This is a genomic window from Mycobacterium scrofulaceum, assembly GCF_002086735.1.
Taxonomy (GTDB): domain Bacteria; phylum Actinomycetota; class Actinomycetes; order Mycobacteriales; family Mycobacteriaceae; genus Mycobacterium; species Mycobacterium scrofulaceum.
This window is the reverse complement of the sequence record NZ_MVIJ01000003.1, coordinates 1-13,907: the sequence shown is the minus strand read 5'-3', so window position 1 is coordinate 13,907 and position 13,907 is coordinate 1. Positions and strand designations below refer to the sequence as shown.

Annotated in this window: 12 protein-coding genes; 3 read left to right on the top strand and 9 right to left on the bottom strand. The window is 66.4% G+C overall.

Translation table 11 applies throughout. The features are described 5' to 3' along the window. The first annotated feature begins 3 nt into the window (after positions 1–3). From BST44_RS03275 to BST44_RS03265, 3 genes are read left to right on the top strand one after another with little or no spacing between them, the layout of a single operon-like run. A complete protein-coding gene (locus BST44_RS03275) occupies positions 4–1,188 on the top strand; it encodes an amidohydrolase family protein (RefSeq protein WP_047323418.1) in 1,185 nt (394 codons plus the stop codon). Position 1,189: 1 nt separating this feature from the next. Continuing rightward, the gene (locus tag BST44_RS03270; protein ID WP_047323417.1) at positions 1,190–2,434 is read left to right on the top strand and encodes a cytochrome P450; all 1,245 of its coding nucleotides are present in this window, start codon (positions 1,190–1,192) and stop codon (positions 2,432–2,434) included. Next, entirely contained in the window at positions 2,434–4,068 is a 1,635-nt protein-coding gene (locus tag BST44_RS03265; RefSeq protein WP_047323416.1) for a class I adenylate-forming enzyme family protein, read from the top strand. The genes BST44_RS03270 and BST44_RS03265 overlap by 1 nt, the downstream gene beginning before the upstream one ends. Before the next feature lie 637 nt (positions 4,069–4,705). Here BST44_RS03265 and BST44_RS03255 read toward each other — a convergent pair. The 9 genes from BST44_RS03255 to BST44_RS03210 all read right to left on the bottom strand — a co-directional run bounded on the left by BST44_RS03255 (position 4,706) and on the right by BST44_RS03210 (position 13,716). Next, positions 4,706–5,218, bottom strand: a complete 513-nt coding sequence (locus tag BST44_RS03255; RefSeq protein ID WP_047323414.1) for a Dps family protein — start codon at positions 5,216–5,218, stop codon at positions 4,706–4,708. A gap of 821 nt (positions 5,219–6,039) precedes the next feature. Beyond that, entirely contained in the window at positions 6,040–6,600 is a 561-nt protein-coding gene (locus tag BST44_RS03245; RefSeq protein ID WP_167380149.1) for a MarR family winged helix-turn-helix transcriptional regulator, read from the bottom strand. 150 nt (positions 6,601–6,750) lie between these two features. Next, complete coding sequence (locus BST44_RS03240) at positions 6,751–7,590, bottom strand: enoyl-CoA hydratase (RefSeq protein WP_047323413.1); 840 nt, start codon at positions 7,588–7,590, stop codon at positions 6,751–6,753. Further along, positions 7,587–8,420, bottom strand: a complete 834-nt coding sequence (locus BST44_RS03235) for an acyl-CoA thioesterase (RefSeq protein ID WP_081235440.1) — start codon at positions 8,418–8,420, stop codon at positions 7,587–7,589. The genes BST44_RS03240 and BST44_RS03235 overlap by 4 nt, the downstream gene beginning before the upstream one ends. A gap of 8 nt (positions 8,421–8,428) precedes the next feature. Beyond that, entirely contained in the window at positions 8,429–10,060 is a 1,632-nt protein-coding gene (locus BST44_RS03230; protein WP_224112266.1) for an AMP-binding protein, read from the bottom strand. After that, positions 10,057–10,797: an SDR family oxidoreductase gene (locus BST44_RS03225; RefSeq protein WP_047323411.1), complete on the bottom strand. Its 741-nt coding sequence runs from the start codon at positions 10,795–10,797 to the stop codon at positions 10,057–10,059. Before BST44_RS03225 ends, BST44_RS03230 begins: the two co-directional genes overlap by 4 nt. Next, positions 10,797–11,609, bottom strand: a complete 813-nt coding sequence (locus tag BST44_RS03220; protein WP_047323410.1) for an enoyl-CoA hydratase/isomerase family protein — start codon at positions 11,607–11,609, stop codon at positions 10,797–10,799. Before BST44_RS03220 ends, BST44_RS03225 begins: the two co-directional genes overlap by 1 nt. After that, the gene (locus BST44_RS03215; protein ID WP_224112267.1) at positions 11,606–12,601 is read right to left on the bottom strand and encodes an acyl-CoA dehydrogenase family protein; all 996 of its coding nucleotides are present in this window, start codon (positions 12,599–12,601) and stop codon (positions 11,606–11,608) included. Before BST44_RS03215 ends, BST44_RS03220 begins: the two co-directional genes overlap by 4 nt. Then, positions 12,598–13,716: an acyl-CoA dehydrogenase family protein gene (locus BST44_RS03210; protein WP_047323409.1), complete on the bottom strand. Its 1,119-nt coding sequence runs from the start codon at positions 13,714–13,716 to the stop codon at positions 12,598–12,600. Before BST44_RS03210 ends, BST44_RS03215 begins: the two co-directional genes overlap by 4 nt. Positions 13,717–13,907 lie beyond the last annotated feature (191 nt).

The following is a 13,907-nucleotide window of genomic DNA, read 5'->3' as shown; positions in this document are numbered from 1 at the left end:
TCAATGACGTCGCGATTGGGCTATCCGGTCTTCGATGGTGATAACCACATGTACGAGACACGCGATGCGCTCACCAAGTTCCTGCCGCCCGAGTACCACGGCGCGATCCGGTACGTCGAAGTAGACGGGCGCACCAAGATCGCCACCCTGGGGCAGATCAGCGACTACATTCCCAACCCGACTTTCGACAAGGTCGCCGCCCCTGGAGCCCAGGAGGACTACTTCCACAACGGCAACCCTGAAGGAAAGTCGCACCGCGAGATTCTGGGGAAAGCGATCGAGTCGACCCCGGCGTTCCGTGAGCCGGGGCCCCGCTTGGCATTGCTGGACGAACAGGGCATCGACAAATCGATGATGTACCCGACACTGGCGAGCCTGGTGGAGGAACGTTTCCGAGAGCACCCCGAGGCGACTCACACGATCATTCACGCTCTGAACCAGTGGCTGCACGAGACCTGGCAGTTCGACTACAAGGGCCGCATTTTCACCACGCCGATCATCACCTTGCCCATCGTGGACAAGGCCATCGAAGAACTGAACTGGGTGGTCGAGCGCGGTGCGCGCGCCATCCTCATCCGGCCGGCGCCGGTACCCGGGCTACACGGCCCGCGGTCATTCGCCCTCCCCGAGTTCGATCCGTTCTGGAAGCGGGTCGTCGAGACCGGCGTGCTGGTCATCATGCATGCGTCGGACAGCGGGTATTCCCGTTACGCCAACGACTGGGAGGGCTCGGGTGAGTTCCGGCCGTTCCAGCCGTCACCGTTCCGCTCCTACTACAGCCTGGCCCGCAACCCGGCCGAGGACGCGGTGGCGGCGCTGGCCTGCCACGGGCTGCTGACGCGGTTTCCCGAACTTCGGATTGGCATGGTGGAGAACGGGACCACCTGGTTGCCGCGACTGCTGGAGAACCTCAGGGACACCCGCAAGAAGATGCCTCAGCTCTACAGCGAGGATCCGGTCGAGGCCATCCAACGCTGCATTTACTTCAATCCCTTCTGGGAGGAGAACGTCGCTGAGCTCGCGAAGTTGGTGCCGATCGATCACCTGTTCTTCGGCTCGGACTACCCGCATCCCGAGGGCTTGGCCGACCCGCTGAGCTACCCCGAACGTCACCCGGAGCTGGACGACGCCGAGATCGCCATGGTGATGGGCGGCACCCTGTCGAACATGATGCGGATAGACGCCTGAGATGTCGACTGACCACGGTGCGGGATCGGCCACCAAACCACGCGAGGATGGCTCCCCCATGGAGTTCGACCCGTACTCCGACAGCTTCTTCGACGACCCCTACGACACCTATCGCTGGATGCGCGACGAGGCGCCGGTGTACTACAGCGAGCGGTGGGATTTCTATGCCCTGACCCGGAATGAGGATGTCGTTGCCGCCCACCGCGACTGGGAGACATTCAGCAGCGCCTACGGCGTCACCCTGGACGCACTGTCGATGCGCCACAGGTTCGACGAACTCAAGATGTTGATCCTCATGGATCCCCCCGAACACGAACTGCTCCGCAAGCTGGTCCGCCAGGTCTTCACCAAGGCGGCGATCGCCAACCTGGAGCCGCTAGTGACCGACGTCGTCACCTCCTACGCCGACGCCCTCAGTGGCAGAGACGATTTCGACATCGTGGCCGACTTCGCGGCGCTGTTCCCGGTTGAAATCATCTCCTCAATGCTCGGCGTCCCCCCGGGAGAGCGCCAGCAGATCCGGCATTGGACCGACGGGTTCCTGCACCGTGAGCCGAACAACCCCTTCGCTACCGAAAGCGGCGTCGCCGACTCGATGGCGATGAACGCTTACTTCCTGGCCCTGTCCAAGGAGAAGCGCCGCCAGCCCGACGACCTGATCATTAGCAGGCTGGTGGACGCGACCTACGAGGACGAGACCGGGGTGACGCACCGGCTCACCGACGAGGACATCGCCACGTTCGCGGTGCTGATCGCGGCGGCGGGCAGCGAAACAGTCACCAAGCTAATTGGCAACGGCACCATGGCTTTTCACCACAATCCCGATCAGTGGGAGTTGGTGCTCGCCGATCCCGGCCTAGTCCCCGGCGCGATCGAGGAGATGCTGCGACTCAACCCGCCCTCGCAGTATCAGGGCCGGTTCGCCACCCGTGATGTGGTACTCGACGGCGGCACCATCCCCGCCGGATCTCCGACGCTGCTTGTTACCGGGGCTGCGACCCGCGACCCGCGGGCCTATGACCAGCCCGACGCGTTCGACATCAGGCGGGGCGGCTCCACCACCCTGGCTTTCGGATATGGCGCGCACAGCTGTCTGGGCTCTTGGTTGGCGCGGCTCGAGACTCGGGTGGCCTTGCACGCGATCCGCGAGCGCTGGCCGCGGTTCACCGTGGATACCGAAGGGTTGCGGCGGGTGACAATGTCCAACGTAGCCGGCTACTCCCATATCCCGGTGCACGTCGCCTGATGGCCGCGGCGCAGACCGCCTCGGATGCATTCCTTGGGCTGCCGGGCAGTGTCCCCGAGTTGCTGTCACGGCGGCGCGCCGAGCCTGCTGGCGAGTTCCTGGTCACCGACTCCGAGCGGCTCAGTTTCGCTGAGGCCGACGCGCAGTCCAGGGCACTCGCCGATGCGCTGTTGGCATCGGGCGTGGGCAAGGGAACCCGCGTCGGCATCCTGTTCCCCAACTGCGCCCAGTGGCTCATCGCATGGTTGGCCGCGGCGCGCATCGGCGCGCTCACCGTCCCGTTGTCGACCTTTGCACCGGGCGCCGAACTCGCTCGGCTGTTGCGCCACACCGACACTCAGGTGCTATTGATGGGCCGGTCGATCGCCGGCCACGATCTGGTTGCCCGAGTAGCCGATGCACTACCGGGCGTGGCCGACGGCAACGCGGCGATCGCTCTAGCCGCGGTCCCGTACCTGCGCCGAGTGCACGTCTGGCCCGACTGCGACCGGGAGTGGACAACGCCGTGGCCCGGCAACAAGGGGCCCGTCGCGACCCTGACAGGCTCGGCCGAGCAGGAGGTCGAACCCGCCGACGAGCTCGTGCTGGTGACGACGTCGGGTACCACGGCGCTGCCGAAATCCGTCGTACACACCCATGGCAGCCTGGTGCGCCACGCGGCCATCCTGGCCCGCCACCGCGGCATCACCGCTGCCGACCGCATCTACTCCCCAATGCCGTTCTTCTGGGTGGGCGGACTGACCATGGTGGTGTTGCAGGCACTGTCCACCGGAGCCGCGATCCTGGCTCAAGACGTGTTCGACGCAGGCGCCACGCTTGCCCTGCTGGAACGGGACCGAGCCACCTTCATCTCCTGCTGGGCACAAGCCAGCCAGGCCATGGCCGACCACCCCGATTTCGCCAAGCGCGACCTGTCCACCGTCCGGGGCGGCACCATGCTGCAGGCGCTCCCGCCCGACCGTCGACCCAGCGAACCCGAGCTGGCCCCAAACCTGCTCGGCATGACCGAGACCGGCGGCCCGCACACCATGGTCGAGGTGCCCGACACCCCGCTTCCCCCGGAACGGCGCGGTTCCTTCGGAATCCCGTTGCCCGGGGTTGTGCAGCACCGGATCGTTGATACCGCGGGTCTTCCGGTGCCGCAGAGTCAGGAGGGCCAGATCCAGGTGCGCGGCCAGATCCTGATGAACGCGATCTACAAACAGGAACGCCACGAGGTGTTCACCGCCGACGGCTGGTATGACACCGGGGACCGCGGCTGGTTCGACGACGCCGGGCATCTGCACTTCACCGGCCGCGCCAGCGCCCTGATCAAAACGGCCGGGTCCAATGTCTCACCGGCAGAGGTCGAATCGGTTCTGGACGCCATGCCCGGCGTGCTGCACAGCTTCGTCGTCGCCCTGCCCCACCCCGTCCGCGGCGAGGTCGTCGGAGCCGCCGTCGTGCCCGCGCACGGCGCCCAGTTGTCCACCGACGCCGTTGCCACCCACGCCGGCGCCAACCTCTCCAGGTTCAAGGTGCCGACAGTGATCGCGATCCTTGCCGAGAGCGAGGTACCGATGCTCCCTACCGGCAAGCTCGATCGCCATGGGCTGATTAGGCTGTTGACGACGGACCAACTTCGTCGTGCCTAAGAAGGCAAAACCGTGGATTTCGCAGCCTTCCGTCCGACGGATGACGAGCGAATGCAGCTTCTTGCAGCGCAGAACGAATGCACCGTCTCCTGGCTCAACAGCGACGGTTGGCCAGTGTCGGCATTCCTAACCTATGTGTTTGAGCGCGATGCGTTCTGGGTGACGTCCTTCCGCGACCGTCCCGGAATCGACTGCCTAATAGGCGACCCCCGAAGCACGGTCGCAGTTTCCAGCGCAGTAAACCGCTTGGCCATGGCCGGATGGTCAGTGCCCGGACGTTGGAAGTCGTGCGCGATGACGTGTCCACAACCGAATGGTTCTACCCGCAGTTCTGCAAAATGGCCGGCCTAGACGCCGCGGTGTTGGCCCGGCAGGACCGCGTCGTTATCGAGCTTCGTCCGCAGGCGTGGAACAGCTTTGACAGCAAGCGAATGCTCCGCCGATAGTCAGCTCCGAAGGAGCAATCTGCCCGGCCCGCCGCAATCAGGGCGTCGTCGAGGGGCAGTGGGACATTCGGTTTGACGGCTTGGTCGGGAAGCGCTGAGAATCGTCGGCGATCCGATCGGCGTACTTGCGCCGCAGGCGCTGACTCGTTCAGCAGACCACGCGGAGCCGGCGGGCGGTCGTGCTTGCCGGGTTAAATCTTGCGGTTCTCGGACTTGATCATCCAAGCGAGCTTCTCCAGCGAGTCGATGATCTCGTGGAGCAGATCGCTCGTGCTGGGGTCGTCGGCGTCGACGGCGTCGTGCACGTCACGGATGGTATCGACCGTTGCGTACGTCTGTGTGGTCACCAGATCGACGACGTCGCCGGTGTTTATCTCGTTGCTCGGGAACTGCGGCAGGCTCGTCGTGGCTGCGACCGTGTCGGACCGGCCGTCGGGAACGGCATCGAGGGCACGCATCCGTTCGGCAACGGTGTCGCTGGCCTCGCGGGCGGCGTCAACGAGCTCATCGAGCTGCAGGTGCAGGTCGCGAAAGTTGGAGCCGATGACGTTCCAGTGTGCTTGCTTGCCCTGCAGGTGCAGCTCAACGAGGTCGACCAGCACGCGCTGCAGATTGACGGCCAGTTGTGGGGACGCCGTGAAATTCCGGATGTCGTCAGCGAAACGACGGTTGTCACGCCGATGGGTTATGGGGGCGGCGGTCATGGGTCTGGCACCCTTCCTAGTAATTTGCTTGCGCGAGCAATCATATGCTTGCCGGCGCCAACAAACAAGTGCCGATGGCAGAGGTCAATTGGTGGCGTCGCCCACAGGCGACAATGTGCGACGCTGAGAAGATCGACCGCAACGACCCTGCTGGTCGGTCCTCGCGGCCTGCAATCACAAGCTGGACACAGAATTGAATGCTGCGCGGCAGCAATGCGTTAGAGCGGAGTGCCGAGGGCGCGGCACGTCCAGCTTCTAGTGACAGGCCCAGCGACTACCCGAACCCTGGCCTTGGCGTGGGAAGCCTGCGTGCCGGCTCCTGCAACACGGTCGGCGTCGAATTCGCCCATCATGGCCAGGGGGCCGCGGGGAGAGCCCCGATCACCCTGCGTTCCTGAGCGGTCAGCGGCGGCACCGCCCTGCTGTGTGTCACGTCGACAGACCTACCGCTTGCTTGTACGCGCAAGCAATCATATGCTTGCTGGCGCAAGCAAGCCAGTCAGTCTGCGCAACGATGCGGCGTCCGTTCGTCTCAAACGAAAGAAGATGACATGACAAGTCAGCACCGCCGAGCGATCACGAAAATAGTGGTCAGCGCAGCAATCGCTCTCGGCTCCGTTGTTGGGGCGTCCCCCGCCAACGCCGACCCGAACGCGATCGGCGGCACCGACCCCAACCCGTTTGGCGGCCTCAGCTGTAGTTGCCAGAAGACAGCCCCACCCGGCGGCAGCCCATCTCGGCGGGCGGAAGGAATAGAGCCGGGAATCCGGGCGGGTCTCTCTGCCCGATTGCCGGGACTACCGCCACCGACCCCAGCCCGTTCAGCCCGTGATGTATCGCCCTACCGGGGTGTCTGGTGATGGTTGATCGGGAACTATATGGGGGTCTCCACTAGCGGCGGCCGCGATGCTTTCGAATGCATCGCCGATGGCACTGAGGTCGACACCGTCGAGGTGATCGAATAGGTGGCGACGCAGGCTGACCACGTGGGTGGGGACGGCTTGCTCCAATCGGGTGAGCCCTTCATCAGTGAGCACGGCGTTGTAAGCGCGGGCGTCCTGAGATGACTGCTCACGGCGGACCAACCCATCGGCCGCCATCCGCCCGATGGTGCGGCTAATCGCGCTCAGCGACTGCTGGCAGCGCCGAGCCAGTTCGCTGAGCCCGAGCGTACGGTCGGGAGCCTCGGACAAGAACATCAACGCGACGAATTCCGCGTGCGACATGCGATGTTCGTGCTGCAAGTCAGCATCGAGTTGCCGCATCATGGTCACAAAACCCGGGTGTAAGGCGCGAATCACCTTGGATTCACCCGCGCTAAGCGAGGTCACCCCTTCGAGCTTTGTCCTTCGCGCTCTCTTGCTGCCCGGCTTCCCTGCCATGAGTCTCAACATACGTAGTATCTGTTCGCGCGAGCAAGTAAAGCATCGGTTCGCGTCGAGGGCTTGCCGCCGACGTTACCGCCCGCTGACTCCCGCGGCGACCGCGTGGCCTACTCACCGTGGCCAATTCCTGACTCCGACCCAGCCTTTTCACCGGGCGCGGCCCGCGGCTTTCATCCGTTCCAGGTCGGCCATCACGACCGTCTGGCCGTTCGTCGCGGCCAGCGCCCGGGTGTGGCCGAGATGATGCATGTCGAAACATGAGGCGATCGCCGTCGAGAAGCCCATGGTGTCCAGGGTCTGATTGACCGCCCGCTTGGCCATTCGCAGGGCCCACGGATCGGTCTGAGCGACGCGATGAGCGAGATCCATTGTGGCGGAACGTAAGTCGTCCAGCGGTACGACATGGTTGACCATCCCGCAGCGCAGCGCCTCTTCGGCCGACACCGAACCCGCGGTGAACAGCATCTCCTTGGCCTTGCGGGGACCGAGTTCCCAAGTGTGAGCATGGTATTCGACGCCCATGATGCCCAGCAGACCGACCGGGTCGGAGAACTGCGCGTTGTCCGCGGCGACGATGAGATCGCACGGCCAGCACAGCATCAGCCCGGCCGCGATGCACTTGCCCTGCACCGCGGCGATGGACGGCTTGGGGATGTCGCGCCAGCGCTTCGCGTATTCGAGGTAACCGCGGGTCTCCCAGTCGTAGTAGGTGTCGGCGAGCAGCTTGCCGTCGGTGCGCTGCGGGCTCAGGCTGCGTCCGTCGGCCGAAGGATCGGTGCCCGACATGTCGTGCCCGGCCGAGAAATGCTTACCGGTGGTTTGGAAGACGATGACCCGGACCTCGGGGTCCTCGTCGGCGCGACGCCAGGCCTCGTCGAGGTCCTTGAGGATGCCCGGGGTTTGGGCGTTGGCGGCGTCGGGGCGGTCCAGGGTGATGACCGCGACCCGATCGTCGAAGTCGTAGCGGACGAAGTGTTGAGCTGTCATGGCTGCATTCCTTTCGGTGGGGTCCTTATGACGCTTTCCTGCGCGAAGGACGCCACGTGTGATCCGGACTGGGTGTACACGTCGCCGGTGCCGAAGCCGCGGCCACCGATCAATCGCACGCCGTGGATCTGCACCCGCAGCCACTGCGCGACGTCGAACGGCTGGTGAAACCACACCGAATGCGTCACGACACCGGTTTGGACGCTGACGTGGGCGTCGCGCTGGCTGACCCCGGGCACCGCCTGGAGCAGGGTGCCGATCAGCGGCCAGTCCGAGATGTAGGCGATGACGGGTTGGGCAAGCGCGGTATCGGTGAAGTCCGGGCAGCGCATCCAGAACGCCAGGTCCGCGGCCACCGCGTCCTCAACATCCAGACCGTCGCCGATCAAGCGGGCTTCGCCCGGGATCACGGCAAAGTCAATGGGTTTGGCGGCCATCGGATCACCGGCCGCGGCGGCGCTGTACTGATAGTTGTACCCTTGCTCAGTTGGGTCGGCGCGGTCGACGAGGATCGACGCGGTCGCGACCACCCGCCGGCCGGCCTCCTCGCCCTGCCACGCCACCGCGCGCCGATGGCCCAGTGACCGACCGTCGTGGGTTTGCTCGAGGTCCAGGTACAACGGGTCGGCAGCGCGTCCGGCGCGCGGGAACGCGATCTGCAGTGACTTCACCGCTTTGGCAGATCCCGGTGGTGCGGCGGCAACGATGAGCTGGGCCATGATTTGTCCGCCGAAGATCCGCTCTGCGCTCGGATCCGGCACCGGCAACACGGTGCGGCCCTTGATGTCGTCGCCGAGGGTGAGCATGGCGCGAAATTGATCGAGATTCATCCCAGCCTTTACTCGGTGCTCGCGGTTGCGACCAGCTCGAACTTCTTGACCTTCCCCGAAGGGGTCGTCGGCAACGCGTCGACGAAATGCCAAGCGACGGGGGTCTTTTGGCGGGCCAGTCCGGTGGCGTGCAGATGGCGGCACAGGTCTTCGGCTGTCACCTGGCCTGGCTGGTCGAATACGACGAACGCCACGGGCACTTCGCCGAACCTTGCGTCGGGTCCGGGTACCACGGCGGCGCTGCGCACCGCCGGGTGTTTGACGAGCAGGTCTTCGATCTCGCGGGCCGAGAACTTCTCGCCGCCGCGGTTGATCACGTCTTTGACCCGCCCGGTGATGGTGACGAAGCCGGCACCGTCGACGAGACCGACATCCCCGGTGCTGAACCATCCCGCGTCGTCGAGGGCCGCCCGGTTGGCGTCAGGATCGAGGTAGCCGAGCATCTGCTCGGGCCCGCGCACCAGCAGTTCGCCCGGGCAGCCTGCGGCCAGCGGCTCGCCGTCCGTCCCGACGACCCGGACCTGCACCCCCGGGGCGATCGCGCCGTCGGTCCCCGCGCGCAGGTCGAACGGATACGCGCGGTTCATCACCGTCACGGTCGGAAGTTCGGTCATGCCGTACACCCGGGCGGCCGGAATCCCCTGCTCTTCACTGCGTTCCATGACCGCGCGCGGCACCGCCGCCCCGCCGCAGGCGAACATCCGCAGCGGCAGGTGCACGCGGGCGGCGCGAGCGGCGTCGGTCAATTCCTGCAGGAAAACCGTTGCCCCCGCCGAATACGTCACCCGGTGGCGCATGATGTCGGCCACCGCGACGTCAGGTTCCCAACGGTCGGCCAGCACCGCGGAGGCGCCGACCAGCAACGGGATGGTCATTGCGTTGAGCACGCCGGTGATGTGCTGCAGCGGGGCGGCCATGTAGGCGACGTCCTCCCAGGACAGGCCCCACGCATCAACGAGCTGGCGGGTTTCGGCCAGCAACGTGCGCGACGAGTGCACCGCGGCCTTAGCACCCGACGTCGTGCCCGAAGTGAAGAGGATCAGGCACGGATCATCGGGTCCGACCGTGGCGGATTTCTGGCGGCGCCCGTGCGAGACGACCGCGTCGAACGGCGCCCAGCCCGGCCGGGTCCCCCGCAGCACGATTCGGGCAACGTCGCCGAGACCGGTCGCCGCAAGCAGGTCGTCGAACGCGTCGGCGTGGGCGAATCCACGAAATGCCTCGGCGGTCACCACAGCGGCCGGCCGCACCTCTTCGATGACCTGGCGCAGCTCGTGTTCCCGGTAGAACGGGGCGACCGGGCAGCTCACCGCCCCGGCATGCCAGACCGCCAGACCCAGCACGTGAGCTTCCCACCAGTTCGGCGTCTGCCAGCAGACGACGTCGCCGGACCCGATACCCGCCCCGGTCAGCCACGCGGCAGCACGTTCGACCACCTCGAGCAGCTCCTGGTACGTCAGCTGATGGCCGCCTTCGGCGAGGGCCGGCTGTGAGCCCCACTGACGGGCGGCGCGGACGACCGACGCAGAAATCGTCTGGTCGCTGATGTAGCCGAAGCGGCGGTATTCGGCGAGGCGCTCCGGGGCCACCGGCGGCGCCACGATGTCACTCGCGGTGAGTCGAGTTCGGTTCATGCTCATCCACCCATGCTCATTCCGCCGTCGACGGTCAGGACGGCGCCGGTGACATAGGAAGCGAGGTCGTCGAGCAGAAACGCGACGGCGTGCGCCAGCTCCTCGGGACGGCCCCAGCGCCCGACCGGGATCATCGACGTCACCGCATCCCGGTCGGTGTATGCCAGCTCGGCCGACATATCGGTATCGAAGCTGCCGGGTATCACGCAATTCACGGTGATGCCCTTGCGCGCGACCGCCCGAGCACACGATCTGGTCAGGCCGACGATGCCGCCCTTGGCAGCGCCGTAGGCGATCTGCACCGGGCTGCCCAGCAGTGCCGTGACCGAGCCGATGTTGACCACCCGCCCGAAACGCTGCTGGGTCATGTGCGCCAGCGTGGCCTGGCTAAGGTAAAACGCCGCAGACAGGTTGACCGCGAGCTGGCGTTGCCAGTCCTCGGAGCTGACCTCGCTGAGCCGTTGCTCGTTGACCATCCCGGCGTTGTTGACCAAGTAGTCCAGCCGGCCGTGCTGCTCGAGAACGTCGGCAACCAGCCGCTGGCAGGATGTCGGCTCCCCGACATCGGCCTGATGCAGGCTCACCGTGGCCCCGCACCGCGAAGCCTCCTCGCGCACGGCGTGTGCGGCGACGTCGTCGCGGGCATATGCCGCGGCCACCGCGACACCGGCATGCGTCAGCCGGTCGGTGATGGCACGACCTATCCCCCGGGTGCCGCCCGTGACCAATGCGACGCGAGCCATTACGGGATCCTCGCGTTCTTGGCTGCCGCGCGTGCGCTCAGCCGCTCGAGCAGCACGCGATGCTCCTCGGTGTCAAAGCACTCGCTTTCCGCGCGGGCACAATGTGGCAGTAACGCGGCAACCCGGTCGATGTGGAAATTCAGCAGCTGGCGCGTCTGCCGGACGGCCTGCTGCGGGAGCGCGGCGAGGCGATCGGCCAGCTGCAGCGCCTCCTGCAACACGTCGGCTGCGGGTACCGCCCGGTTCGCCAGCCCCAGGCGATGCGCTTCGGCGCCACTGACCCGGTCGCCCAGGAGCAGATGTTCCTTGGCGGCGGACAGGCTCGTGCGCAACGGCCACAGCAGCAACCCGCCGGCACCGTCGAGCAGCCCTAGCGAAACCCGCGGATCACTGAGGAAGGAGTCTTCGGCCACCACGACCAGGTCGCACAGCAGCGCCACCGTGACGCCAGCACCGACCGCGGCGCCGTTGACGGCGGCGACGGTGGGAAACGGCAGGCGCGTCATTGCCCAGAACAGCTCTTGGTGGGCGGCGAGCACGGTGTCGCGCAGAGAGCGGTCATCGCGCATGGCACGGATGGTCTTGAAGTCCCCGCCGGCGCTGAATGCGCTGCCCTCGCCGGTCAGCACCATCGCGCGCACGTCTGGCTCATCACGCAGCGCAAGGACGGCCCCGAGCAGTGCATCGGTGATCTCGGCGTCCAGGGCGTTGGCCTTTTCCGGCCGGGACAACGTCACGCGCGCCACCGACCCGAGACGGTCGACGATGACGGCCGGATGCGTTTCCGCGCAGGACGGATCGCCGCCGCTCACAGCTCTACCAACCGGGGAATCGTCCCGGCCGAAATCAAACGGGCACCGATCACCGAGGGCAGTTCGCTGGCCGAGCCCAGCACCGAATCCAGCACCAGCGCACGGGCCAAGAAGCGGTGGAAGGGATGCTCGGCAGTGAAGCCGATGCCGGCCAGGACTTGCTGGCACTGGGTGGCGGCGATGCGGGCCGCACGCCCCGCCAACGACTTCGCCAGCAGACCCGCTAAAACGGCATCATCGGCATCCCAGGCCGACGTGAGGGCCGCGGCGGCGCCCGCACGAGCGACGTGTGCGTCGGCCAGCCGGGTGCTTACCGCCTGAAAGGAGCCGATAGGCCGGCCGAATTGCACTCTGCTGCAGGCGTGGTCGATGGCAAGCTCGATCATCCGCCCGACCGCCCCGATGATCTGGTAGCCCAGCGCCACCCGGCCTGCCGTTGCCACTGCATCCCAGGCTGCAACGGCCTGTTTCCCAGCCAGGACCACCTCGGACAGCACGTCGACGCCGCTGACTTCGATCATCTGCAATGCCGGATCAAGACCATCGATCCGCCGCGTCGAGACCCCCGACGACTCCTGCAGGTCAACCCAGACCAGCTCACCGCGGATCGCGATCGGCGCCAGATACCTCAACACCGGCCGCGCTCCGATGACCAGGCCGCGCACCGCCAGCAGCTCGCCGTCAGCCGCGCCGACCAGATCGGCGCCGATGCCGGGTAGGACAACGTTGTATCCCGTCGCCGCGGCCGGCAGATGTTCGGCCAACGGTCGCAGCAGCACATCCTGCAGCGACGTCGACATCGATCCGGCGCCACCGAGCGCGGTGAACAGCGCCGACACCGCATCCCGGGGCGCCTCGGCGAGCAAGTCGGCGAACCCGAACGCATCGAGTGCCTGCGCAAGCTCGGTCCCGTCGAGTTCCTCCGCCAGTCCACGGATGGTCGTCGCCATCAGTTCCCGCTCGGCGGCATCGATGGTGTGAGCCTGCTTCACGCGCTTCTCGGCAATCCGAGCAGCCGCGTAGCCACGATATCTTTCTGTATTTCACTGGTGCCCCCGTAGATGGTGGCAGCGCGCGAATACGCCCACTCGCGGCGCCACGCCCGGCTGCGCGCGGTGTCATCGGTTTCCATGTCGCCGCGCAGCAGCTCGCGCGCCGCGTCGAACACGGCCTGATCAGCGGCAGCGATCATGATCTTGTCCACCGAGGCTTCGGGTCCTGGCATATCACCCGCAGCGATGCGGTCCTGTGTGTTCTTCGAGGTGGCGCGAAAAGCCCACAACAGCTGGTAGGCCTCGCCGAGGGTCGACGCGGACGCCCCGTCGCGTGCGGCGTCAAGGAGCAGACCGAGATGGTGGGCAAGCCAGGCGCCGCGCTGCCAGAAAATCGGGCCGCGTTCACAGGACAAAATGAACTGTGCGACCCGCCAGCCGGCGTTCAGCTCACCGAGCAGACGCTGCGCGGGGACCTCGACGTCGACGAACGACGTCGAGCAGAATTCGTCGACACCGGCCATCGTCTCCAGCGGGCTCGCGGTCACGCCCCGGGTGTCCATATCCACCAGAAAAGCGCTGATACCCCGCGATCCGGCGCTGCCGGTTCTGGCCAACACGATGCACCGGGTGGCGTGGTGCGCCCAGCTGGTCCACAACTTCTCGCCGTTGATCACCCAGCCGTCGCCGCACGGGCGCGCGGTCGTCCGCATCGATCCCAGGTCGCTGCCCGCATCGGGCTCGGAGAACCCCTGACACCAGAATTCCTCGCCCCGCAATAGCCGCGGGAAGATCTCCTCGACCAGTTCGGGCCGGCCGAACTCGGCCACCGCCGGCCCGAGCACTTCGTGCATCGACCAGGACGTGGTGTGCACCAGCGCTCGGCTGGTGAGCTCCTCGCCGAGGACGGCGCGCAGCATCGGCGAGCCCCCCAGGCCACCGATCCGGGTCGGCCAGCCCCAGCGCATCCAGCCGGCGTCGAACAGCAGTCGCTGCACTTGACGTTGATGGTGCAGCTGGGCGTCAACACTTTGGTCTTCGATCGCGGGGACCAACGGCTCTCCGACCTCGTCGATCCAGGCCCGCACGCTGGCGCGAAATTCGCGCACCTCCACTACAGCTCTCCGTTCTCAGGACTCGATGAACCCAGAGGCGACATAGGCCTCACGGATCGGCTGCTTCAGGTCGTCGGGGAACGCGGTTTGCGGCGGCCGGGCAGGGTGGTCACCGACGGGGAGGCCGAGCAACGAAGCGCCGAATTTGAACCCGGCTCCCCAATGCGTGAACATTCCGGGGCGGGCGGGAT

Bases quoted from the DNA above. Each gene is read 5' to 3' on its own strand.
- BST44_RS03275 (WP_047323418.1), top strand. From the start codon at position 4: ATGACGTCGCGATTGGGCTATCCGGTCTTCGATGGTGATAACCACATG.
- BST44_RS03270 (WP_047323417.1), top strand. From the start codon at position 1,190: ATGTCGACTGACCACGGTGCGGGATCGGCCACCAAACCACGCGAGGAT.
- BST44_RS03265 (WP_047323416.1), top strand. From the start codon at position 2,434: ATGGCCGCGGCGCAGACCGCCTCGGATGCATTCCTTGGGCTGCCGGGC.
- BST44_RS03255 (WP_047323414.1), bottom strand. From the start codon at position 5,218: ATGACCGCCGCCCCCATAACCCATCGGCGTGACAACCGTCGTTTCGCT.
- BST44_RS03245 (WP_167380149.1), bottom strand. From the start codon at position 6,600: ATGGCAGGGAAGCCGGGCAGCAAGAGAGCGCGAAGGACAAAGCTCGAA.
- BST44_RS03240 (WP_047323413.1), bottom strand. From the start codon at position 7,590: ATGACAGCTCAACACTTCGTCCGCTACGACTTCGACGATCGGGTCGCG.
- BST44_RS03235 (WP_081235440.1), bottom strand. From the start codon at position 8,420: ATGAATCTCGATCAATTTCGCGCCATGCTCACCCTCGGCGACGACATC.
- BST44_RS03230 (WP_224112266.1), bottom strand. From the start codon at position 10,060: ATGAGCATGAACCGAACTCGACTCACCGCGAGTGACATCGTGGCGCCG.
- BST44_RS03225 (WP_047323411.1), bottom strand. From the start codon at position 10,797: ATGGCTCGCGTCGCATTGGTCACGGGCGGCACCCGGGGGATAGGTCGT.